The sequence below is a fragment of the Ancylobacter rudongensis genome, assembly GCF_900100155.1.
In the GTDB taxonomy this organism is placed as follows: Bacteria; Pseudomonadota; Alphaproteobacteria; order Rhizobiales; family Xanthobacteraceae; genus Ancylobacter; species Ancylobacter rudongensis.
The window spans coordinates 770,561-791,877 of sequence record NZ_FMTP01000001.1; the positions used below are offsets into that span (position 1 = coordinate 770,561).

At 67.9% G+C, this 21,317-nt stretch carries 18 protein-coding genes; 15 read left to right on the top strand and 3 right to left on the bottom strand.

Annotation, left to right across the window (positions count from 1 at the left end; genetic code table 11):
• The first annotated feature begins 12 nt into the window (after positions 1-12).
• From BLO63_RS03495 to BLO63_RS03515, 5 genes are all read left to right on the top strand, one after another.
• Positions 13-1,392 (top strand): pyruvate dehydrogenase complex dihydrolipoamide acetyltransferase, encoded by a 1,380-nt coding sequence (locus BLO63_RS03495; RefSeq protein ID WP_091436792.1) that lies wholly within the window; start codon positions 13-15, stop codon positions 1,390-1,392.
• Between the two features lie 9 nt (positions 1,393-1,401).
• Entirely contained in the window at positions 1,402-2,820 is a 1,419-nt protein-coding gene (gene lpdA / locus BLO63_RS03500; protein WP_091436793.1) for a dihydrolipoyl dehydrogenase, read from the top strand.
• 32 nt (positions 2,821-2,852) lie between these two features.
• Positions 2,853-3,131 carry a GlsB/YeaQ/YmgE family stress response membrane protein gene (locus tag BLO63_RS03505; RefSeq protein ID WP_091436794.1) on the top strand — a complete coding sequence of 93 codons (279 nt, stop codon included), beginning with the start codon at positions 2,853-2,855 and terminating at the stop codon, positions 3,129-3,131.
• Positions 3,132-3,269: 138 nt separating this feature from the next.
• Complete coding sequence (lipA, locus tag BLO63_RS03510) at positions 3,270-4,262, top strand: lipoyl synthase (protein WP_091436795.1); 993 nt, start codon at positions 3,270-3,272, stop codon at positions 4,260-4,262.
• Positions 4,263-4,264: 2 nt separating this feature from the next.
• Positions 4,265-4,753, top strand: a complete 489-nt coding sequence (locus BLO63_RS03515; RefSeq protein WP_091436796.1) for a type II toxin-antitoxin system RatA family toxin — start codon at positions 4,265-4,267, stop codon at positions 4,751-4,753.
• Between the two features lie 72 nt (positions 4,754-4,825).
• On the opposite strand, the gene BLO63_RS03520 is transcribed toward BLO63_RS03515, so the two are convergent.
• The 3 genes from BLO63_RS03520 to BLO63_RS03530 all read right to left on the bottom strand — a co-directional run bounded on the left by BLO63_RS03520 (position 4,826) and on the right by BLO63_RS03530 (position 7,849).
• Positions 4,826-6,046, bottom strand: coding sequence for a glycosyltransferase (locus BLO63_RS03520; RefSeq protein ID WP_162841752.1), 1,221 nt, complete (start codon positions 6,044-6,046; stop codon positions 4,826-4,828).
• Between the two features lie 86 nt (positions 6,047-6,132).
• Positions 6,133-6,672: a CinA family protein gene (locus BLO63_RS03525; RefSeq protein ID WP_091436798.1), complete on the bottom strand. Its 540-nt coding sequence runs from the start codon at positions 6,670-6,672 to the stop codon at positions 6,133-6,135.
• Between the two features lie 10 nt (positions 6,673-6,682).
• The gene (locus tag BLO63_RS03530; protein WP_091436799.1) at positions 6,683-7,849 is read right to left on the bottom strand and encodes a bifunctional 2-C-methyl-D-erythritol 4-phosphate cytidylyltransferase/2-C-methyl-D-erythritol 2,4-cyclodiphosphate synthase; all 1,167 of its coding nucleotides are present in this window, start codon (positions 7,847-7,849) and stop codon (positions 6,683-6,685) included.
• A gap of 199 nt (positions 7,850-8,048) precedes the next feature.
• On the opposite strand from BLO63_RS03530, the gene dusB reads away from it, so the two are divergent.
• The 10 genes from dusB to hflX all read left to right on the top strand — a co-directional run bounded on the left by dusB (position 8,049) and on the right by hflX (position 21,252).
• Entirely contained in the window at positions 8,049-9,080 is a 1,032-nt protein-coding gene (gene dusB / locus BLO63_RS03535; protein ID WP_091436800.1) for a tRNA dihydrouridine synthase DusB, read from the top strand.
• A complete protein-coding gene (locus tag BLO63_RS03540; RefSeq protein ID WP_091436801.1) occupies positions 9,077-10,207 on the top strand; it encodes a two-component system sensor histidine kinase NtrB in 1,131 nt (376 codons plus the stop codon). The genes dusB and BLO63_RS03540 overlap by 4 nt, the downstream gene beginning before the upstream one ends.
• An 8-nt stretch (positions 10,208-10,215) precedes the next feature.
• Positions 10,216-11,661, top strand: coding sequence for a nitrogen regulation protein NR(I) (ntrC, locus tag BLO63_RS03545; RefSeq protein WP_018391142.1), 1,446 nt, complete (start codon positions 10,216-10,218; stop codon positions 11,659-11,661).
• A gap of 119 nt (positions 11,662-11,780) precedes the next feature.
• Positions 11,781-14,048, top strand: coding sequence for a sensor histidine kinase NtrY-like (locus tag BLO63_RS03550; protein WP_091436802.1), 2,268 nt, complete (start codon positions 11,781-11,783; stop codon positions 14,046-14,048).
• A 14-nt stretch (positions 14,049-14,062) separates the two neighbouring features.
• Entirely contained in the window at positions 14,063-15,430 is a 1,368-nt protein-coding gene (gene ntrX / locus BLO63_RS03555; protein WP_091436803.1) for a nitrogen assimilation response regulator NtrX, read from the top strand.
• 148 nt (positions 15,431-15,578) lie between these two features.
• Entirely contained in the window at positions 15,579-16,955 is a 1,377-nt protein-coding gene (gene trkA, locus BLO63_RS03560; protein WP_091436804.1) for a Trk system potassium transporter TrkA, read from the top strand.
• Between the two features lie 15 nt (positions 16,956-16,970).
• Complete coding sequence (locus BLO63_RS03565; RefSeq protein WP_091436805.1) at positions 16,971-18,419, top strand: TrkH family potassium uptake protein; 1,449 nt, start codon at positions 16,971-16,973, stop codon at positions 18,417-18,419.
• Between the two features lie 97 nt (positions 18,420-18,516).
• On the top strand, positions 18,517-19,377 hold the full coding sequence (locus BLO63_RS03570; RefSeq protein ID WP_091436806.1) for a D-amino-acid transaminase: 861 nt from the start codon (positions 18,517-18,519) through the stop codon (positions 19,375-19,377).
• 220 nt (positions 19,378-19,597) lie between these two features.
• The gene (hfq, locus tag BLO63_RS03575; RefSeq protein WP_013166585.1) at positions 19,598-19,849 is read left to right on the top strand and encodes an RNA chaperone Hfq; all 252 of its coding nucleotides are present in this window, start codon (positions 19,598-19,600) and stop codon (positions 19,847-19,849) included.
• 23 nt (positions 19,850-19,872) lie between these two features.
• On the top strand, positions 19,873-21,252 hold the full coding sequence (gene hflX, locus BLO63_RS03580) for a GTPase HflX (protein ID WP_244517584.1): 1,380 nt from the start codon (positions 19,873-19,875) through the stop codon (positions 21,250-21,252).
• Positions 21,253-21,317 lie beyond the last annotated feature (65 nt).

The following is a 21,317-nucleotide window of genomic DNA, read 5'->3' on the forward strand; positions in this document are numbered from 1 at the left end:
CGGAGAAGCGCCATGCCCGTCGAAATCCTGATGCCGGCCCTGTCTCCCACCATGGAGAAGGGCAATCTGGCGAAATGGCTGAAGAAGGAGGGCGACAAGGTCGCCCCCGGCGACGTCATCGCCGAAATCGAGACCGACAAGGCCACGATGGAAGTCGAGGCCATCGACGAGGGCACGCTGGCGAAGATCCTGGTGCCTGAGGGCACCGCCGACGTGCCGGTGAACCAGCTTATCGCTATCCTCGCTACCGAGGGCGAGGATGTAAAGGCGGTCGCCGCCGGTGGCGGGGCCGCTCCCGCCCAGACGGAGGCGCCGAAGGAGGCGCCCAAGGCTGAGGCCGCTCCGGCGGAGCCTGCCAAGGCCGAAGCTCCCAAGGCCGAGACCGCGCCGGCGCCGGCCGCGTCTGCGCCCGCCGCCGCTCCCGCCGCGTCCGGCGAGCGGGTGTTCGCCTCGCCGCTGGCGCGTCGCCTCGCTAAGGAAAAGGGCGTCGATCTCTCCAGCGTGAAGGGTTCAGGCCCGCATGGCCGCGTCGTCGCCGCCGATGTCGAATCCGCTCCCGCCGGCGGCGCCGCCAAGGCGCCGGCGCCCGCTTCCGCTGCCAAGCCGGCCCCCGCTGCCGCGCCGGCTGCCGCCCCGGTGTCGAACGCCGCGCTGCTGGAGCAGGTGAAGGCCTTCTACGAGCCCGGCACCTATGAGGAAATCCCGCTCGACGGCATGCGCCGCGTCATCGCCCAGCGCATGGCGGAGGCCCGCCAGACGGTGCCGACCTTCTACCTCACGGTGGATTGCGACGTCGACGCGCTGCTCAAGCTGCGCGAGGAGCTGAACAAGGCCGCTCCCGAAAAGGACGGCAAGGCCGCCTACAAGCTCTCGGTCAACGATTTCATCATCAAGGCCTATGCGCTGGCCTTCCAGCAGGTGCCGGACGCCAACCAGGTGTGGGGCGGCGACCGCTACCTCAAGCTGAAGCACTCCGATATCGGCGTCGCGGTGGCGATCGACGGCGGCAAGGGCCTGTTGACCCCGATCATCCGCAAGGCGGAGACCAAGACGCTGTCGGCCATCTCCAACGAGACCCGCGAACTCGCCACCCGCGCCCGCAACAAGAAGCTGGCGCCGGCCGAATATCAGGGCGGCTCGTCGGCGATCTCCAATCTCGGGATGTTCGGGATCAAGGATTTCACCGCCATCATCAACCCGCCGCACGCCACCATTCTCGCGGTCGGCGCCAGCGAGCAGCGGGCAGTGGTGAAGAAGGGCGAGCTGGCGGTGGCCACGGTCATGACCGTCACCATCTCCTGCGACCACCGGGTGATGGACGGCGCCATGGGCGCGCAGCTCATCGGCGCCTTCAAGCAGATCATCGAAAAGCCGATGTCGATGCTGGTCTGAGGAACGATCATGGCGAATAACTACGACGTTCTCTTCATCGGTTCCGGCCCCGGCGGCTATGTCGGCGCCATCCGCGCCGCCCAGCTCGGCCTCAAGGTCGGGGTGGTGGAGCGCCAGTATATGGGCGGCATCTGCCCGAACTGGGGCTGCATCCCGGCCAAGGCGCTGCTGCGCTCGGCCGAGATCTTCCACTATATTGAGCACGCCAAGGATTATGGCCTGATCGCCGAGAAGGCCGGGGTGGACATAGCGGGCGTGGTCAAGCGCTCGCGCGGCATCTCCGCCCAGATGAGCAACGGCGTCGCTTTCCTGCTGAAGAAAAACAAGGTCGATGTGATCTGGGGGCAGGCGACCCTCACCGCCCCCGGCAAGGTCACGGTTGCGGCCGCCGCCGAACCGGCGCCGAAGGGCGCGCTCGCCCCGGGCGAGTACACCGCCAAGAACATCGTCATCGCCACCGGCGCCCGCCCGCGCGCTCTGCCGGGCATCGAGCCGGACAAGAAGCTGATCTGGACCTATTTCGAGGCGCTGGCCCCGGCCAGCGTGCCGAAATCGCTGCTCATCATGGGCTCGGGCGCCATCGGCGTCGAATTCGCCACCTTCTACAAGACGATGGGTTCGGACGTCACCATCGTCGAGCTGCTGCCGCAGATCCTGCCCGTCGAGGATGCCGAGATCGCCGAGCATGCCCGCAAGCGCTTCGAGAAGCAGGGCATCAAGATCCTCACCGGCGCCAAGGTCTCCAAGGTGGTGAAGGGGGCGGACAATGTCACCGCCACCGTCGAGACGGCGGACGGCAAGGTGCAGACCCTGACCGCCGACCGGCTGATCTCCGCCGTCGGCGTGGTCGGCAATATCGAGAATCTCGGCCTTGAGGCGCTCGGCGTGAAGACCGATCGCGGCTGCGTGGTAGTGGATGGCCTGTGCCGCACCAATGTGCCCGGCGTCTGGGCCATCGGCGACGTTGCCGGCCCGCCCATGCTCGCCCACAAGGCCGAGCATGAGGGCGTGATCGCCGCCGAGGCCATCGCCGGCAAGCATGCCCATGCGATGGACAAGCTGATGATCCCCGGCTGCACCTACTGCATGCCGCAGATCGCCTCCGTCGGCCTCACCGAGGCCAAGGCGAAGGAAGCCGGGTTCGAGCTCAAGGTCGGCCGGTTCTCCTTCATCGGCAATGGCAAGGCGGTGGCGCTGGGCGAGCCCGACGGCATGGTCAAGACCATCTTCGATGCCAAGACCGGACGCCTGCTCGGCGCGCATCTGGTCGGCGCGGAAGTCACCGAACTCATCCAGGGCTTCGTGCTGGCGATGAATCTGGAGACCACCGAGGAAGAGCTGATCAACGCGGTCTTCCCGCACCCCACCGTTTCTGAAACGATGCATGAGAGCGTGCTCAGCGCCTATGGGCGCGCGATTCACATGTAGCCCGGGCCTGCGCCCGGCGGCTGGAGCCTGCCATGGAAGCGGATACCTATGCGACCCTGAACCAGCCGGGCGTTGGCTGGTTCACCATGATCATCATCGGCCTTCTCGCCGGCTACATCGCCGAGAAGGTGACGGACAGCGATCACGGGCTCTTTGCCAACCTTCTGTTCGGCCTGATCGGCGCCTTTCTCGGCAAGTATCTGGCCGAGATGGCGGCGATCCCGGTCTTCGGCTTCTTCCGCACCCTGATCGCCGCCACGGTCGGCGCCATCATCGTGCTGTTCCTGTGGCGGAAGATTCGCGGGCGGTAGACGCCCCCTTCGCCCCCGCCATGCAGGTGGCACAGGGCGGATGCCTGCGCGTCCCCCCTTTCGCCCGTCGGCCGTGAGGCTTAACTGTGGAACAGGCGGCCTGTGCCGCGTGTCTCGAATGCAGCCAGCGGAACACCAATGGTCGTCGTTCTCAACACTCTCAACCGCGCTCTCGAGAAGCCCCGCCACCCGGAAAAGGCGAAGCGGGCGGAAACGCCTGTTCTGAAGAAGCCGGACTGGATCCGCGTCCGCGCCCCCGGCACGCCCGGTTGGCAGGAGACGGCTGATATCGTGCGCGCCAACGGCCTCGTCACCGTGTGCGAGGAGGCGAGCTGCCCCAATATCGGCGAGTGCTGGCAGAAGAAGCACGCCACCTTCATGATCATGGGCGACACCTGCACCCGCGCCTGTGCCTTCTGCAATGTCCGCACCGGCATGCCCGGCCCGCTGGACCGCGACGAGCCGCAGAAAGTGGCGGACGCGGTGGCGAAGCTCGGTCTTGAGCATGTGGTCGTCACCTCGGTCGACCGCGACGACCTCGACGATGGCGGCGCCGCGCATTTCGCCCGCACCATTGCCGCCATCCGCGCCACCAGCCCTAAGACGACCATCGAGATCCTCACCCCCGATTTCCTGCGCAAGGAGGGGGCTCTGGAAGTGGTGGTGGCGGCGCGGCCGGACGTGTTCAACCACAATCTCGAATGTGTGCCCTCGCTCTATCTCAAGGTGCGGCCGGGCGCCCGCTATTTCCATTCGCTGCGTCTGCTGCAGCGGGTGAAGGAGCTGGATCCGACCATCTTCACCAAGTCCGGCATCATGGTGGGGCTGGGCGAGGTGCGGCACGAGGTGCTGCAGCTGATGGACGATCTGCGCTCGGCGGAGATCGACTTCATGACCATCGGCCAGTATCTGCAGCCGACCCGCAAGCACCACCCGGTGATGTCCTTCGTGACGCCGGAGGACTTCAAGTCCTACGAGACGGTGGCTTATGCCAAGGGCTTCCTGATGGTGTCGTCGAGCCCGCTGACCCGCTCCTCCCACCATGCCGGCGAGGATTTCGCTCGGCTGCGCGCGGCGCGGGCCGGCAAGGCCGCTGCCGTTCCGGCCGTGGCGGCGCCGGTTTCCGCCTGACCATGCCGTCCTTCACCAACAAGCGTCGCGTGCGCCACTCCGCCACCGACATGTTCGACCTGGTGGCGGATGTGGAGCGCTACCCCGAATTCGTGCCGCTGTGCGAGAGCCTGCATGTGCGCCGCCGTGTGGCGAGCGGGGAGGGGGTGGACATCCTCGTCGCCGATATGAGCGTCGCCTACAAGATGTTCCGCGAGAGCTTCACCAGCCGGGTGACGCTCGACCGGCCACGGCTCTCCATCGTGGTCGAATATCTCGACGGGCCGTTCAGCCGGCTTGAGAACCGCTGGACCTTCCGCCCGCTGGATGCGGGCGGCTGCGACGTCGAGTTCTTCATCTCCTACGAATTCCGCTCGCGCACGCTCGGCCTGCTGATGGGCGCGATGTTCGACGCCGCCTTCCGCCGCTTCGCCCAGGCCTTCGAGGAGCGTGCCGACGAGGTTTATGGCCGCCGGGCCGTGGCGGGGGAGAGCGCGGTCGGATCGGATTGAAGCACTCTGATCGGCCCATTGCGCTCTCACTCTAGGAGAGAGGCCGCTTATGCCGATCCGCTGTCATCGCCCTCATCCGTCTATCAGATCCTCCAGCGCCGCCCGTTGCCGCAGGTTCCAGCCCTGCGCCGAGGCGCGGGCCTGTTCTCCCGCACGGGCGCAGCGCTCCGGGTCGAGTGTCAGCTCGCACAGCGCGTCGGCATAGGCGGTCCAGTCGCCGTCGGGCAGGATGCGGAGCGCTTCGCCGGCCAGCGAGCCGAGGCCGCGGGCGCCGGTTTCAGTCGCGATCACAGGTGCGCCTGATGCCAGCGATTCCAGCGTCTTCACCGAGATTCCGGAGCCGCTCAGCACCGGGTTGAGTGAGATCGGCGCGCGGGCGAACACGTCACCCAGCGTCTCGAAGCGGCCGAACTTGTCCATGGCGGGATGATCGGGCACCCACTCGCAGATGGCGCCGGCCAAAACCAGGCGGAACTCAGGGTCGCGCTGCAGCACCTCGGGCAGTCCCCGCTCCAGAAACAGCGTCAGCGCCTGTACATTGGCGCTGTTGTAGGAGGCGACGAAGGCCGCGCGATGGGTGATTTCTCGGGCGGGGAAGGGATCCTGCGCGGGCAGGAAATGGCTGACCACCCGAACCATCGGCGGGTGAGGGTGCCCCTCCAGCATGCGGAGAAAGGCCTGCGCCTCGTCCTCCTGGATGGCGAGAACGCCATCGGCGCGCGCCAACCCGCGCGCCTCCGCGCCCGGCCGCAGCGACACCCAATAGGCATTGCCAATGCCGTTGGCGGCGTAGCCGACATGGCGGTCGGTGAACAGGTCATGGGTGTCGATCAGCTTGCGGACATTGGCCGGCAAGCCCACCAGCACGCCCGAATGAAAGACATATTCGACGATGCAAATCTCACAGCCGCGCGCGCGGATGATCTTCTGCACGGCGCGAACGGTTTCGCGGGAGATATGGGAATCGAGCGGGCGCCAGTAGCGCCACTCGGTCTTGATGCCCAGGCTTTTCGATAGCCGTGACAACGCCCGCACCGGGAAGACCTTCAGCCATTTGGCCCAGCGGGCCGGTGCGGATAGGTGGCGCAGGTCGTAATAATTGCCCGCGCCGACAAGGGCTTCATGGCGGGCGGCGCTTTCGGGGGCGTCGTAGGGGCCGCTGGGAATCTGGATGAAGATCAGCTCATGGCCGAGCTCCTGCAGCGCCTGCAGCAAGCCGAGTACCCGCGCCCGGTTGCCGGCCGTGGTGGGGTAGACGGGTATGTGCGAGACCACAGCGAGCCGCTTCGGCATCCTTGCCATCCTACTCCGGTAGGGTGATGTTGCCTGTCCTTTTCGCGAACGCAAGGCGCATTCCCGAACGGCGGGCAGCGGCGGGGCTAGCAGGACGGCGGATGTGCGGAGGGCTCGCGGACGGGCTCCTGCCCGGCAAGTTCCGCCAGCATGGCCAGCGCGGTGAGGACGGAAAGGCGGCGCACGCCGGCGCGGTCCTGGCCGGCGAACACCTCGCGGCGGGTGATCACCTTGCCGGTCGCGGTGCCGGCGGCGAAATACACCAGCCCCACCGGCTTGCCGGCCGAGCCGCCGCCGGGGCCGGCAATGCCGGTTATGGAGACACCGAGCGAGGTCTTGGCTGCCCGCAGCAGGCCGGCGACCATCTCGCGCGCCGTCTCCTCGCTCACCGCGCCATGCGCGTCCAGCGTCGCCGGTGCGACGCCCAGCATTTCCTGTTTGGCGGCGTTGGAATAGGTCACGAAGCCGCGGTCCACCACGTCGGAGGAGCCGGCGATCTCGGTCAGCGCGCCGGCGACGAGGCCGCCGGTGCAGGATTCGGCGGTGGAAACCGTCAGCCCGCGCGCCCGGCACAGATCGAGCACCCGCATCGCTTCGAGTTGAATGGCGTCGTGCGCCGTGTCCATGGCCTTCTCCTCAGTCGATCCAGGGTAGGCGGACCGTGGCGGCGGCAAGTGCGGCGATGCCTTCGCGCCGCCCGGTAAAGCCCAGGCGCTCGCTGGTCGTTGCCTTCACGCTGACGCGGGCCACCGCGATGTCGACGATGGCGGCGATCCGCTCGCGCATCGCCTCGCGGTGCGGGCCGATCTTCGGCGCCTCGCAGATGACCGTGGCATCGAGATGGGCGATGCGCCCACCGGCGGCGCGCACCAGGGCGGCGGCATGGGCGAGGAACTGGTCGGAGGCCGCGCCCTTCCATTGCGGGTCGGAGGGCGGGAAATGGTGGCCGATATCGCCGGCGCCGATCGTGCCGAGCAACGCATCGGTCAGGGCGTGCAGCACGACGTCGGCATCGGAGTGGCCGGCGAGGCCGAAATCATGCGGGATGCGCAGGCCGCCCAGCACCAAATGGTCGCCCGGCCCGAAGGCGTGCACGTCGAAGCCGGTGGCGGTGCGGACATCGGCAAGCTCGGCCAGCAGGCGGCGTTCGGCGGTCACGAAATCCTCCGGCGTGGTCAGCTTGAAATTGGCGGTGTCGCCGGGGAAGGCGGCGACGGCGTGCCCGGCGGCCTCGGCCACGGCCGCGTCGTCGGTCAGGTCATCGGCGCCCGCCTGCGCGCGGTGCGCCGCCAGAATAAGGTCGTAGCGAAAGGCCTGCGGCGTCTGGACGCTGCGGACGGCGTTGCGGTCGGGGCCGGTGGCGAGGAAGCCGGGCGCGGCCACCGCCTTCAGCGTGTCGACCAGCGCCAGCGCCGGCACGGCGGCACCCGCCGTCGCGGCGGTGGCGATGGCCTCCGCCACCAGCCGGGTCGAGACGAAAGGCCGCGCCGCATCGTGGATCAGCACCAGCTCGGGCGGGTCCTGCGCCAGCGCCTCCAGCCCGGCGCGCACCGAGGCCTGGCGCGTGGAACCGCCCGCCACCGGCGGCAGCACGCCGTCAAGGCCGGCCAGTGCCTGGGCGCAGAGTTCGGCATGTTCGGGTGAAATGACCGGCAGGACGTGGCGGATACCCGCCCGGCCGAGAAAACCGCGCAGGGTGTGGCGCAGCACCGGCACCCCGCCCAGCGGGCGGTATTGCTTGGGCAATCCCTCGCCCGCGCGCAGGCCGTTGCCTGCCGCCACCACGATCACGTCGGTCCGCATCGCCTAACGCATCCGCCCTTCCGCTGACTGCCGCTTCATCAGCGCAGACTTGCCCTGCCGGCTCGTTTAGCGCAAAAGCGGCACATATTTGCAAAAGATTTGACTTAAGCCCTTCGCATGGGTTGATGACGCGCTCGGCATGGCTATTATCTAGGCACCGCTGGTCGGGCTTATTTAATGTGCATCGAGTGATCGCCGCTTGACCCTTTGTTTTTCTCCCGTCGGCAACCTGCAGATCGGCACCGTGACGGTGCCGGGAGCAGTGCTGCTCGCGCCGATGGCCGGCATTACCGATGCGCCGCTGCGGCGCATGGCATTGCGCTATGGCGCCTCGCTGGCGGTTTCGGAAATGGTTGCCGCCGGTGCCTTCGAGACCGGGCATGAGGAAACCGTGCTGCGGGCGGAAGGGGCAGGGGTGGCGCTGCATGCCGTCCAGCTCGCCGGCAACGAGCCCGAATCGCTGGCCCGCGCCGCTCGCCTGGCGGAAGCTGCCGGGGCGGCGCTGATCGACATCAATATGGGGTGCCCGGCCAAGCGTGTGACCACCGGGCTGGCCGGCTCGGCGCTGCTGCGCGACCTCGACCTCGCCACCCGCCTCATCGCGGCGGTGGTGGGGGCGGTGAGCGTGCCGGTGACGCTGAAGACGCGGCTGGGCTGGGACGACGCCGCCACCGTGGCGCCGGAGCTCGCCCGCCGGGCCGAGGCGATCGGCGTGCAGATGATCACCATTCACGGCCGCACCCGCTGCCAGTTCTATACCGGCCGCGCCGACTGGGCGGCGATCCGCGCGGTGAAGGACGCCGTCTCCATCCCCGTGCTCGCCAATGGCGATCTGGTGGCGATCGAGGACGCGACCGCGATGCTCGCCGCGTCCGGCGCCGACGGGGTGATGATCGGCCGCGGTGCCCAAGGGCGGCCGTGGTTTCCCGGCCAGGTCGTCAGCTTCCTGCGCACGGGCCGGGCGCCGGAAGACCCGCCGCTCGCCGAGCAGCGCGACGTGCTGATTGAGCTCTATGAGGGCTGGCTGGGCCATTACGGGCGCGAGCTCGGCATGCGCTGCGCCCGCAAGCATGTCGGCTGGTCGTTGGCCTCGGCCGCGGCAAGCGCTGGCAGCGCGCCGGAAATCGCCGCCATGTGGCGCAAGCGCCTGCTTACCCTTGAGGATCCGGCGCGCGTCGTCACCGGAATCCGCGACGCCTATGACGACATTGGATGGAGAGAAGCTGCATGAGTTCGGTTTCCTCGCAACGGCCTGGCCCGCGCGCGGGCAGCGCGACTGCGGAGGCCGTCGTGAATGCGCTGCCGCATCCAGTCATCACGGTGGCGGAAGACAATCGCCTGATCGACGCCAATGTGGCGGCGGAGGCCTTCTTCGAGGCCTCGCTGGCGGTTCTGGTTCGTCATCGCCTGCAGGAATTCGTGCCCTTCGGCAGCCCGATCCTGTCGCTGGTGGATCAGGTGCGCGCGCGCGGCGCGGCGGTCAACGAGTACCGGGTCGATCTCGGCACTCCGCGCAATGGCGGCGAGCGCATCGTCGACATTCATGTCGCGCCGCTGTCGGAAGCGGCGGGCCATGTCGTCATCATGCTGCAGGAACGCACCATTGCCGACAAGATGGACCGCCAGCTGACCCATCGCGGCGCCGCCCGCTCGGTGACTGCGCTGGCCTCGATGCTGGCGCATGAGATCAAGAACCCGCTCTCCGGCATTCGCGGCGCGGCGCAGCTGCTGGAACTGTCGGCCAGCGACGACGACCGCTCGCTGACCCGGCTGATCACCGACGAGGCCGACCGCATCGTCAAGCTGGTCGACCGCATGGAAGTGTTCTCCGACGAGCGGCCGATCGAGCGCGAGCCGGTCAACATCCACGCGGTGCTGGAGCATGTGCGCACGCTGGCCAGCACGGGATTCGCCCGCAACATCCGCTTCGTCGAGGAGTACGATCCCTCGCTGCCGCCGGTGCTGGCCAATCGCGACCAGCTGATCCAGGTGTTCCTCAATCTGGTGAAGAACGCCGCCGAAGCCATTGGCGATTCGCCCGATGGGGAGATCCAGCTCACCACCGCCTTCCGCCCCGGCGTGCGGCTGATGATGCCCGGCGCCCCGGCCCGGGTCAGCCTGCCGCTGGAGTTCTGCGTGCGGGACAACGGCCCCGGCGTGCCGGAAGACCTGATGCCGCATCTGTTCGACCCGTTCGTCACCACCAAGCCGACTGGCACGGGCCTTGGCCTGGCGCTGGTGGCCAAGATCGTCGGCGACCATGGCGGCATCATCGAATGCGACAGCCAACCGCGCCGCACCACCTTCCGTGTCCTCATGCCCATGTACCGCGCCAGTCGCGGTGACGAGAAGAGTTGAGAACCGCCATGCCGACGGGAAGTATCCTGGTTGCCGATGATGACGCTGCCATCCGCACCGTGCTCAATCAGGCGCTGTCGCGGGCAGGCTATGAGGTGCGCTCCTGCGGCAATGCGGCGACGCTGTGGCGCTGGGTGAGCCAGGGCGATGGCGACCTCGTCATCACCGATGTGGTGATGCCGGATGAGAACGCCTTCGACCTGCTGCCGCGGATCAAGAAGGTGCGCCCGGACCTGCCGGTCATCGTCATGAGCGCGCAGAACACCTTCATGACCGCGATCCGGGCGTCGGAGAAGGGTGCCTATGAGTACCTGCCCAAGCCCTTCGACCTGAAGGAGCTGATCTCCATCGTCGGCCGCGCCTTGTCGGAGCCGAAGAAGCCGGAAAACGCGCTCAAAGGTCTGGGCGAGGACGCCGACAACATCCCGCTGGTCGGCCGCTCGCCGGCGATGCAGGATATTTACCGCGTGCTGGCGCGGCTGATGCAGACCGACCTCACGGTCATGATCGCCGGCGAGAGCGGCACCGGCAAGGAACTGGTGGCGCGGGCGCTGCATGATTACGGCAAGCGCCGCAACGGGCCGTTCGTCGCCATCAACATGGCGGCGATCCCGCGCGACCTGATCGAATCCGAGCTGTTCGGCCATGAGAAGGGGGCCTTCACCGGCGCCAATGCCCGCTCGGCCGGACGTTTCGAGCAGGCGGAGAGCGGCACGCTGTTCCTCGACGAGATCGGCGACATGCCGATGGAAGCACAGACCCGGCTGCTGCGCGTGCTGCAGCAGGGCGAATACACCACGGTCGGCGGGCGCACCGCGATCAAGACCGATGTGCGCATCGTCGCCGCCACCAACAAGGATCTGCGCATCCTCATCCAGCAGGGCCTGTTCCGCGAGGACCTGTTCTTCCGCCTCAACGTCGTGCCGCTGCGGCTGCCGCCGCTGCGCGAGCGCGCCGAGGACGTGCCGGACCTTGCCCGCCACTTCTTCCTTCAGGCCGAGCGCGAGGGGCTGCCGCGTAAGCAGATCGACGCCGCCGCGCTCGACCGGCTGAAGCGCTACCGCTGGCCGGGCAATGTGCGCGAGCTGGAAAACTTGATCCGCCGCCTCGCCGCGCTCTACCCGCAGGAGGTCATCACCGGCTCGATCATCGAGGCCGAGCTGTCGACGCCGATCTCGCCGCCGACGCCGGAGGAAAACGGCCAGGACGAGACGCTCTCCGCCTCGGTGGAGCGCCATCTCAACGCCTATTTCGGTGGCTTCGGCGAGAACCTGCCCCCGCCCGGCCTCTATCACCGCATCCTGAAGGATGTGGAATATCCGCTGCTCTCCGCCGCGCTGGCGGCGACGCGCGGCAACCAGATCAAGGCGGCCGAATTGCTGGGCCTCAACCGCAACACGCTGCGCAAGAAAATCCGCGATCTGGACATCCAAATAATCCGCACCAGTCGGTGAGCACCTACACGCCCTCGCAAATTAAGGCGGGGGCGGCTCGCCAATGTCACATTTTTGCACCAGTGTCGTATCACTGCATCAGTAGGGCGGGCTGATTCCCGCCGCCGACATGGTGATGGATGAGCGATACTTCGACCGGCGGAACCGACAGGCACGAAACGCTCGACCTCGGCGGGATGGGATTCCGGTTCTCGCTCTGGGGTCTGGCGCCGCTGGCGGTGCTGCTGGCGCTGCTGATCGCGCTGGCGAGCTTCATCATCCTCATCGGCATCACCCCGCTGGTGCCCTCGCAGGATGTGATCATCGTCGTCCTGTGCCTCAACGGGCTGATGTCGCTGGTGCTGCTCGGGATCATCGGCCGCGAGGTGTGGCGCATCGTCAAGGCGCGCAAGCGCGGCCGAGCGGCGGCGCGGCTGCATGTGCGCGTCGTCGGCCTGTTCGGCGTGGTGGCGGTGGTGCCGGCGCTGCTGGTGGCGATCCTCGCCAGCATCACCCTCGACAAGGGGCTCGACCGCTGGTTCTCGGTCCGCACCCGCTCCATCGTCGACAATGCGGTGTCGGTCGCGCAGACCTATGTGCGCGAGCACGCCTATTCCATTCGCGGCGATGTGCTCGGCATGTCGCGCGATCTCCAGCGCATCCGCCCGCTCTGGGACCAGGACCGCAGCCGCTTCCGCCAGGCACTGACCGCGCAGGCGGTGGTGCGCGGCCTGCCCGCCGCCATGATCATCGACAAGGACCTCCAGGTCGTCGACCGCGCCACCATCCGGGTCGGCCGCGAATTCGTGGTGCCGGCCAATCTGGCGCTGAAGGACGCGACCGAGGAGCAGCCGCTGATCTATCTGCCGAGCGATGCCGACTATGTCGGCGCGGTGATCCCGCTCAAGGATTTCGGCGACCTCTATCTTTATGTCGCGCGGTCGGTCGACCCGCGGGTGATCGAATATCTCAAGGAGACGCAGGCCGCCGTCGTCGACTACCGCAACCTGGAACAGCAGCGCGTGGGCGTGCAGGTGGCGTTCGCGGTGCTCTATGCGGTGATTTCGCTCACCGTGCTGCTGTGCGCCGTGTGGCTGGGCATCAATTTCGCCAACCGGCTGGTGGCGCCGATCCGCCGCCTGATCGGCGCCGCCGATCTTGTCGCCGCCGGCAATCTCTATGTCGAAGTGCCGGTGCGCCGCACCGAGGGCGACCTGTCGAGCCTGGCCGAGACCTTCAACAAGATGACGCAGGAACTGCGGACCCAGCGCGACGACCTCGTGCAGGCCCGCGACCAGATCGACACCCGCCGACGCTTCACCGAGGCGGTGCTCTCCGGCGTCGGTGCCGGCGTCATCGGCCTCGACCCGCAGGGGCGCATCTCGATCATCAACCGCCCGGCGGAGAAACTGCTCGGGGTGGTGGAGGCGGACGTGCTCGGGGCCGAGCTCGGCGCCGTGCTGCCGGAAGTGGCGCCGCTCCTCGCCCAGGCGATGGAGGTGGGCGAGCGCAGCGTGCAGGCCAATACGACGCTCACCCGCAACGGCCGGGACCGAGTGATCGCGGTGCGCGTCACCACCGAGCAGTCGCGCGAGGCCGAGCATGGCTGGGTGGTCACGCTGGACGACATCACCGAGCTGGTGGTGGCGCAGCGCAGTTCGGCCTGGGCGGATGTCGCTCGGCGCATCGCCCATGAGATCAAGAACCCGCTCACCCCGATCCAGCTTTCCGCCGAGCGGCTGCGCCGGCGCTACGGCAAGGTGATCGGCGAGGACCGCGAGGTGTTCGACCAGTGCACGGAAACCATCATCCGCCAGGTCGGCGATATCGGCCGCATGGTGGACGAGTTCTCCTCCTTCGCCCGCATGCCCAAGCCCGTCGCCGAGGCGCAGGACATTGGCGAGACGGCGCGGCAGGTGGTCTTTCTCATGCGCGTCGGCAATCCCGACATAACCCTCGACCTCGAACTGCCCGAGCAGCCGGTGATCGCCCGCTTCGACCGCCGCCTCATGTCGCAGGCGCTGACCAACATCATCAAGAACGCCACCGAGGCGCTGGCGGCGGTGCCGCCGGAAGAGCGCACGGATCCGCCGCGCATCCAGGTCGCGGTGCACGCCAATGAGCGGATGGTGACGATCGACGTCATCGACAATGGCAAGGGCCTGCCGACCGAGAACCGGGCGCGGCTGCTGGAGCCTTATGTGACGACGCGCGAGAAGGGCACCGGTCTCGGCCTCGCGATCGTCGGCAAGATCATGGAAGAGCATGGCGGCGGCATCGAGCTCGACGATGCGCCCCATGGGCGTGGCGCGTGGGTCCGCCTGCGTTTCGCGCGCGATGGCGGCCCAACCGCCACCAATGACGGAAAAAGCAACGGCGGGGCCTCCGCGGCCCGGCTGGTCGGCTGAAGGAGAACTGACTTATGGCGACGGACATCCTGATCGTCGACGACGAAGCCGATATTCGCGGGCTGGTCGCGGGCATTCTGGAAGATGAGGGCTATGGCGCCCGCACCGCCAAGGACAGCGACGAGGCGCTGGCCGCCATCGAGGCGCGCCGCCCGCATCTGGTCTTCCTCGACATCTGGCTGGAGCGCTCCAAGCTCGACGGGCTGCAACTGCTCGAACGGATCAAGAAAAGCCATCCGGACGTGCCTGTTGTGATGATTTCCGGTCACGGCACCATCGAGACGGCGGTGGCGGCGATCAAGCAGGGCGCCTACGACTTCATCGAGAAGCCGTTCAATTCCGACCGCCTGATCCTCGTTGCCGATCGGGCGCTGGAAACGCTGCGGCTCAAGCGCGAGGTGCGCGACCTCAAGCAGCGCACCGCCGTGACCCAGCTGCTGGTCGGCAAGTCCTCGGTGATGAACCAGCTGCGCCAGGGAATCGAGCGCGTGGCGCCGACCAACAGCCGGATCATGATCGTCGGCCCCTCCGGCTCCGGCAAGGAGCTGACCGCCCGCATGATCCATTCCGCCTCGCAGCGGGCGAATGGTCCCTTCGTGGTCATCAATGCCGCCGCCATTACCCCCGAGCGGATGGAGGTCGAGCTTTTCGGCGTCGAGATCGGGGAAGGGCAGGGCCGGCAGGTCGGCGCGCTGGAAGAGGCGCATGGCGGCACGCTGTTCATCGACGAGATCGCCGACATGCCGCGCGAGACCCAGAACCGCATCCTGCGGGTTCTGGTCGACCAGAACTTCCTGCGGGTCGGCGGCGCCACCCGCGTCTCCGTGGATGTCCGCATCATCTCCTCCACTGCGCGCAATCTGGAGAAGGAGATCGCCGAAGGGCGTTTCCGCGAGGACCTCTATCACCGCCTCGGCGTGGTGCCGGTGCGCGTGCCGCCGCTGGCCGAACGGCGCGAGGACGTGCCGGAGCTGGTCGAGTTCTTCCTCGACCAGATTTCCCAGTCCACCGGCCTGCCGCGCCGGCGCGTTGCCGACGACGCCCTTGCCGTGCTGCAGTCGCATGACTGGCCGGGCAATGTCCGCCAGCTGCGCAACAATATCGAGCGCCTGCTGATCCTCGCCTCGGGAGAAGCGGACGCGCCTGTTACCGCCGACATGCTGCCGCCCGATGTCGGCGCGCTGGTGCCGAGCCTGCCGAGCGGGACCGGCGGCGAGCACCTGATGGGCCTGCCGCTGCGCGAGGCGCGCGAAGTGTTCGAACGCGAATATCTGGTGGCGCAGATCAGCCGGTTCGGCGGCAACATTTCCCGCACCGCCGAGTTCGTCGGCATGGAGCGCTCGGCGCTGCACCGCAAGCTGAAGGCGCTCGGCATCGGCTGAGCGCCCGTTTCGCCCGGCTGGCGTGAGGAAGATGTGCGGCCCGCCGCGCGGACGTCTCCGGCGGCGTGCGAACCTGCTATAGAGTGACTCGCGAGATGAGAGCCGGGGGGCGCCGCAGGCGGCACCTTCCGATACCAGCGGGGTCGCCATGAAGGTCGTCATTTGCGGGGCGGGGCAGGTGGGGTTCGGTATTGCCGAGCGTCTGGCCGCGGAGCAGAACGACGTCTCGATCATCGACACCTCGCCGCGCCTCATCCAGGCCGTCACCGACACGCTCGACGTGCGCGGCTTCGTCGGCCACGGCTCGCATCCCGATGTGCTGGCCCGGGCCGGGCTGGAAGCGGCGGACATGCTGATCGCCGTCACCCTGCACGACGAAGTCAACATGATCGCCTGCCAGGTCGGCCACGCGCTGTTCGACGTGCCGACCAAGATCGCCCGGGTGCGGGCGCAGAGCTATCTCCAGGGCCATTGGCGCGACCTGTTCTCGCGCGACCACCTGCCGATCGACGTGGTGATCTCGCCGGAGCTCGAAGTGGGCGAGATGGTGCTGCGCCGCCTGTCGCTGCCCGGCGCCGTCGATACGGTGAGCTTCAACGACAGCAATGTCGTGGTGGTGGGCGTGCGCTGCCAGGAGGACTGCCCGGTCCTCGACACGCCGCTGCGCCAGTTGACCGACCTGTTCCCGGATCTGCGCGCCGTCGTCGTGGCGGTCTATCGCAACGGCAAGACCTTCGTGCCGCGTTCGACCGATTCGCTGCTGGCCGGCGATCTCGCCTATTTCGTCGCCCATACCGACCAGGTCAGCCGCACCCTGTCGATCTTCGGCCACGACGAGCCGCCGGCGCAGCGCATCGTCATTGGCGGCGGCGGCAATATCGGGCTCTATGTCGCCCGCGAATTGGAGCTGCGCAACCCGAAGGCCCGGGTGAAGATCATCGAGGAAAACCTTGGCCGCGCCGAGGAAATCGCCCAGCAGCTGTCGCGGACCGTGGTGCTGCGCGGCAGCGCGCTGGACCGGGCGATCCTGGAGGAGGCGGCCGTCGGCGATGCCGACACGATGATCGCCGTCACCAATGACGACCGGGTCAACATCCTCTCCTGCCTGCTGTCGCGCGAGCTTGGCGCCAAGCGCATGCTGTCGCTGCTGAACGACCCGGCCTATCCCGCTTTTGCCCGCGGGCTCGGCATCGACGCCTATGTGAATCCGCGCCAGATCACCGTGTCGAAAATCCTGCAATATGTCCGCAAGGGCCGCATTCGCGGGGTTCACTCCCTGCTGAACGGCGCCGGCGAGGTCATCGAGGCCGAGGCGCTGGAGACCTCGCCGCTGGTCGGCAAGCCGCTGCGCCAGCTCGACATCTTCGATGGCATGCGCATCGGGGCCGTCATCCGCGGCGGCCGGGTGATGCTGCCGCGCGGCGATACCGTGATCCAGGCGCGCGACCGGGTGGTGATGTTCGCGCTCGCCGACAAGGTGAAGCGGGTCGAGCAGCTGTTCCGGGTCAGCCTTGAGTTCTTCTGAGAGAGGCCGACGCCCATGATCGCGGTCGCCCGCCACAGCGCACAGACGGCCGGGGTCATGGCCGGCTTCCTGCTGCTCTCGGCGCTGGTGTCGCTGTTCCGCCGTGAGCCGGGGGCGGACATCTTCCTGATGACGGCGCTGCTGACCGTGTTCGGCGCCGGCGCGGTCTCTCTCGCCGTGCGCAACCGCCCCGGCCGGCTCGACCGGCTGGCGGCCTATGGCCTGCTGCTGGTGCTCTGGGTCGGCGTGCCGATCATCGCCGCCGTGCCGATCGCGGCAACGACGACGCTGACGCCGATGCATGCCTGGCTGGAGGCCGTGTCGGCCTTCACCACCACTGGTCCGGTGCAGATCCATGACCTTGAGAACGTGCCGCGGGCGACGCTGGGCTGGCTGCTGACCCTGCAATGGGCCGGCGGCCTGCTCACGCTGATCGGCTTCGTCGCGGTGCTCGGCCCCGCCGGCATGGGCGGCCTGCCGGACCGCAGCGCCCGCGCCAATCTGCTGGCGGCTACCCAGCAGACCACGCTGGACGACGCGCTGCGGCTGGTGCTGCCGGTCTATCTCGGCGCCACCCTGCTGTGCACCTTCATTCTGTTCCTGCTTGGCATGCGGCTGTTCGAGGCGCTCGGTTTCGCCGGCGCGGCCGTGTCCACCGGCGGCCTGCTGCCCGATGCCGATGGCATTGCCGGCTATGGCCATCTCGGCACCAAGGCAGTGCTCATCCTGTTCATGTTGATCGGGGGCACCAGCATATTGTGGCAGCGCATGCTGCTCACGCGCCGCTTTCGCCTTGCGGTGGGACAGTATGAAAACATTGTGCTTTTTGTACTTTGCCTTGGTCTCGGTCTCGCCGCTGCGGCGATTGGATTCCGCACCCTTGGCGGCGGTCTCTCGCTGCCGATCGCGCTGGAGGACGGGCTGTTCACCGCCGTCTCCCTCGTCACCACGACCGGCATTGAACCGCATGCGGGCGCCTTTGCCAGCCTGCCGGTGACGCTGGTGCTGGGGGTGATCTTCATCGGCGGCGCCAGTTTCTCCACCACCGGCGGCATCAAGATCTACCGCGCCGGGGTGATGGTGCTGCAGAGCCTGCGCGAACTGGAGCGGCTGGTGCATCCCAGCGCCGTGCACCCGCGCCGGCTCGGACAGCAGAATGTGTCGCTGCAGATGATGAAGGCGATCTGGATCATGTTCGGCGTCGCCTGCACGGTGATCGGCGCGCTGACCGTGGCGCTCGCCCCGGCCATGCCGAGCTTCGAGGCGGCGTTCGTCGCGGTGCTCACCGCGCTCAGCAATGTCGGCCCGGTCTATGCCGCGAACTGGCAGCCGGAGGTGAACTGGCCGGAATGGGGCGCGCTGCCGGCCTATGCCCAGCTTATACTGGCGCTCGCCATGATTCTCGGCCGGCTGGAGATCCTCGTCGTGCTGGGACTGGCGAATTTCGCCCTGTGGCGACGTTAGCGTGTAAAAGAATTATATATCAAAGCGGTGATGCCGTTTCCTCGCGCGAAAGGCGAGCGGGCATCAGCCGGAATGAGCAGGCCCACGGGGACGGACGATGTCGCGCATTGCCTATGTGAACGGATCTTATGTGGCGCATGCCGAGGCCGGCGTGCATGTCGAGGATCGTGGCTACCAGTTCGGTGATGGCGTCTACGAGGTGTGCGAGGTGCGCGGCGGCCACATGGTGGACGAGCGCCGCCACATGGCGCGGCTGGTGCGCTCGCTCGGCGAACTGCGCATCCGCCTTCCGATGTCGCTCGCCGCGCTCGGCGTGGTGCTGCGCCAGACCATCGCCCGCAACCGGGTGCGCGACGGTCTGGTCTATCTGCAGGTGACGCGCGGCGTCGCCCGCCGCGACCATTATTTCCCTGATGCGGCGACGCCGCCCTCGCTGGTGGTGACGGCCCGCTCGGTCGACCCGGCCAAGGGCGAGGCGGTGGCAGGGCAGGGGATCGCCGTCATCACCGTGCCGGATAATCGCTGGGAGCGGGTCGACATCAAGACCATCGGCCTGCTGCCCAATGTGCTGGCCAAGGAGGCGGCCAAGCAGGCCGGCGCGCGCGAGGCGTGGTTCGTCGACGCCTCCGGCCATGTCACCGAGGGCGGCTCGACCAATGCCTGGATCGTCACCCCGGAGGGTCGGCTCATCACCCGGCCGGCGGAAAGCGGGATCCTGCGCGGCATCACCCGCACCGTCATGATGGAGGTGGCGGAAAAGCTGCAATTGCGGGTAGAGGAGCGCCCCTTCACGGTGGCGGAAGCGCTGGGCGCGCGCGAGGCCTTCGTCACCTCCGCCACCAATTTCGCCACGCCGGTGGTGCGGATCGACGGGCAGACCATAGGTGACGGCCGTCCCGGCCCTGTCGTGCGCGCGCTGCGCGAGAACTTCCACCAGGTTGCCGAGATCGCCCGCTGAAGCGGGAAATTGTGCCCGGTAGGCACTCGGCCGGCGTGCGGGCGCGCACGGAAAGACCTTGCCAAGCGCGGCCAACTTGGCGAAAGCATCTTGCGCGCCAGTCATGCTATGCCATGTTTGGGGCGCACGTCTTCATGCTCGCCCGCTCCCGGACGGGGTGCAGAGCTGAAGGCGACCGCGCCGACCTACGAGCAACAACAAACAAACGGATCAAAAAACCATGGCCGCGGAACGTTCGCAGAACCTCCAGGACACCTTTCTCAACCACGTCCGCAAGAACAAGACGCCGCTCACCATCTTCCTGGTCAATGGCGTGAAGCTGCAGGGAGTCGTCACCTGGTTCGATAATTTCTGCGTGCTGCTGCGCCGCGACGGCCATTCGCAGCTGGTCTACAAGCACGCGATCTCGACCATCATGCCCGGCCATCCGGTTCAGCTGTTCGAGCCGGACGAGACCGGCGAGAAGGGTTGACCTTGGAGCTTAAGACCTCCCGCATGTCGCCCGCCGGCCGCGCCGCCGGCCTGCCTGTCGAGAACGAAACCGCCGGCGATGCCACCCGCGTGGTGGTGATCGTCCCGCACCTGACCCGTCGCGGGGGCGGGGAGGAGGGGCTGCGCCGCTCGCCCGAGGCGCGGCTCGACGAGGCGATCGGCCTCGTCCTCGCCATCGATCTGAAGCTCGTCGGCAGCGCGCTGGTGGGCCTGTCGCAGGTGCGCCCCGCGACCTATCTTGGCAGCGGCAAGGTCGAGGAGATCGCCGAGCTGGTGAAGGCGGAGGAGGCGGGGCTGGTCTTCGTCGACGCGCCGCTCAGCCCGGTGCAGCAGCGCAACCTCGAAAAGGCGTTCGCCGCCAAAGTGATCGACCGCACCGCTCTCATTCTGGAAATCTTCGGCCAGCGCGCCCGCACCAAGGAAGGCGTGCTGCAGGTCGAGCTGGCCCATCTGAACTACCAGCGCAGCCGGCTGGTCCGCTCCTGGACCCATCTGGAACGCCAGCGCGGCGGCTTCGGCTTCCTCGGCGGTCCCGGCGAAACCCAGATCGAGGCCGACCGCCGGCTGATCGGCGAGCGCATCGTCAAGATCGAGCGCGAGCTGGAGCAGGTGAAGCGCACCCGCGCCTTGCACCGCGCCAGCCGCAAGAAGGTGCCGTATCCCGTCGTGGCGCTGGTGGGCTACACCAATGCCGGCAAGTCGACCCTGTTCAACCGGCTGACCCGCGCCGACGTCATGGCGCAGGACCTGCTGTTTGCCACGCTCGACCCGACTTTGCGGGCGGTGCAGCTTCCCACCGGCGACAAGGTGATCCTGTCCGACACGGTCGGCTTCATCTCTGATCTGCCGACCCAGCTGGTCGCCGCCTTCCGCGCCACGCTGGAAGAGGTGATCGAGGCTGATTTGATCCTGCATGTGCGGGATATGTCGCATGAGGATGCCGACGCGCAGGCGCATGACGTGAAGGGCGTGCTCAGCGATCTGGACATCGACCCCGAGGACGATCACCGCGTCATCGAGGTCTGGAACAAGATCGACCGCCTGGACGAAGAGAGCCGGGCCGGCCTGTTCAACACCGCCGCCCGCCGCGAGGGCGATGCGCGACCCATTCCCGTCTCGGCGCTGACCGGCGAGGGCATGGAACCGCTGCTCGCCACCATTTCGCAGCGGCTTTCGCGTGAACGGGTCAGCCTCGCCATCGATCTCGACGCCGCCGATGGCGGCAATCTGAGCTGGCTCTACCGGCACAGCGAGGTGCTGGAGCGCCGTCAGGACGGGGAGGGGCGCCTGCATCTGGCGGTGCGCGTGCCGCCCGACCGCGCCGAGCAGATCGAGCGCCGCTTCGGCGCCCGGCGGATCAAGGGAACCGGCGAGGGCGGCTGAACGCGCCGCACTATGCCGCGACCGGAACGTCATCCCGGACGGCCAAAGGCCGATCCGGGATGACG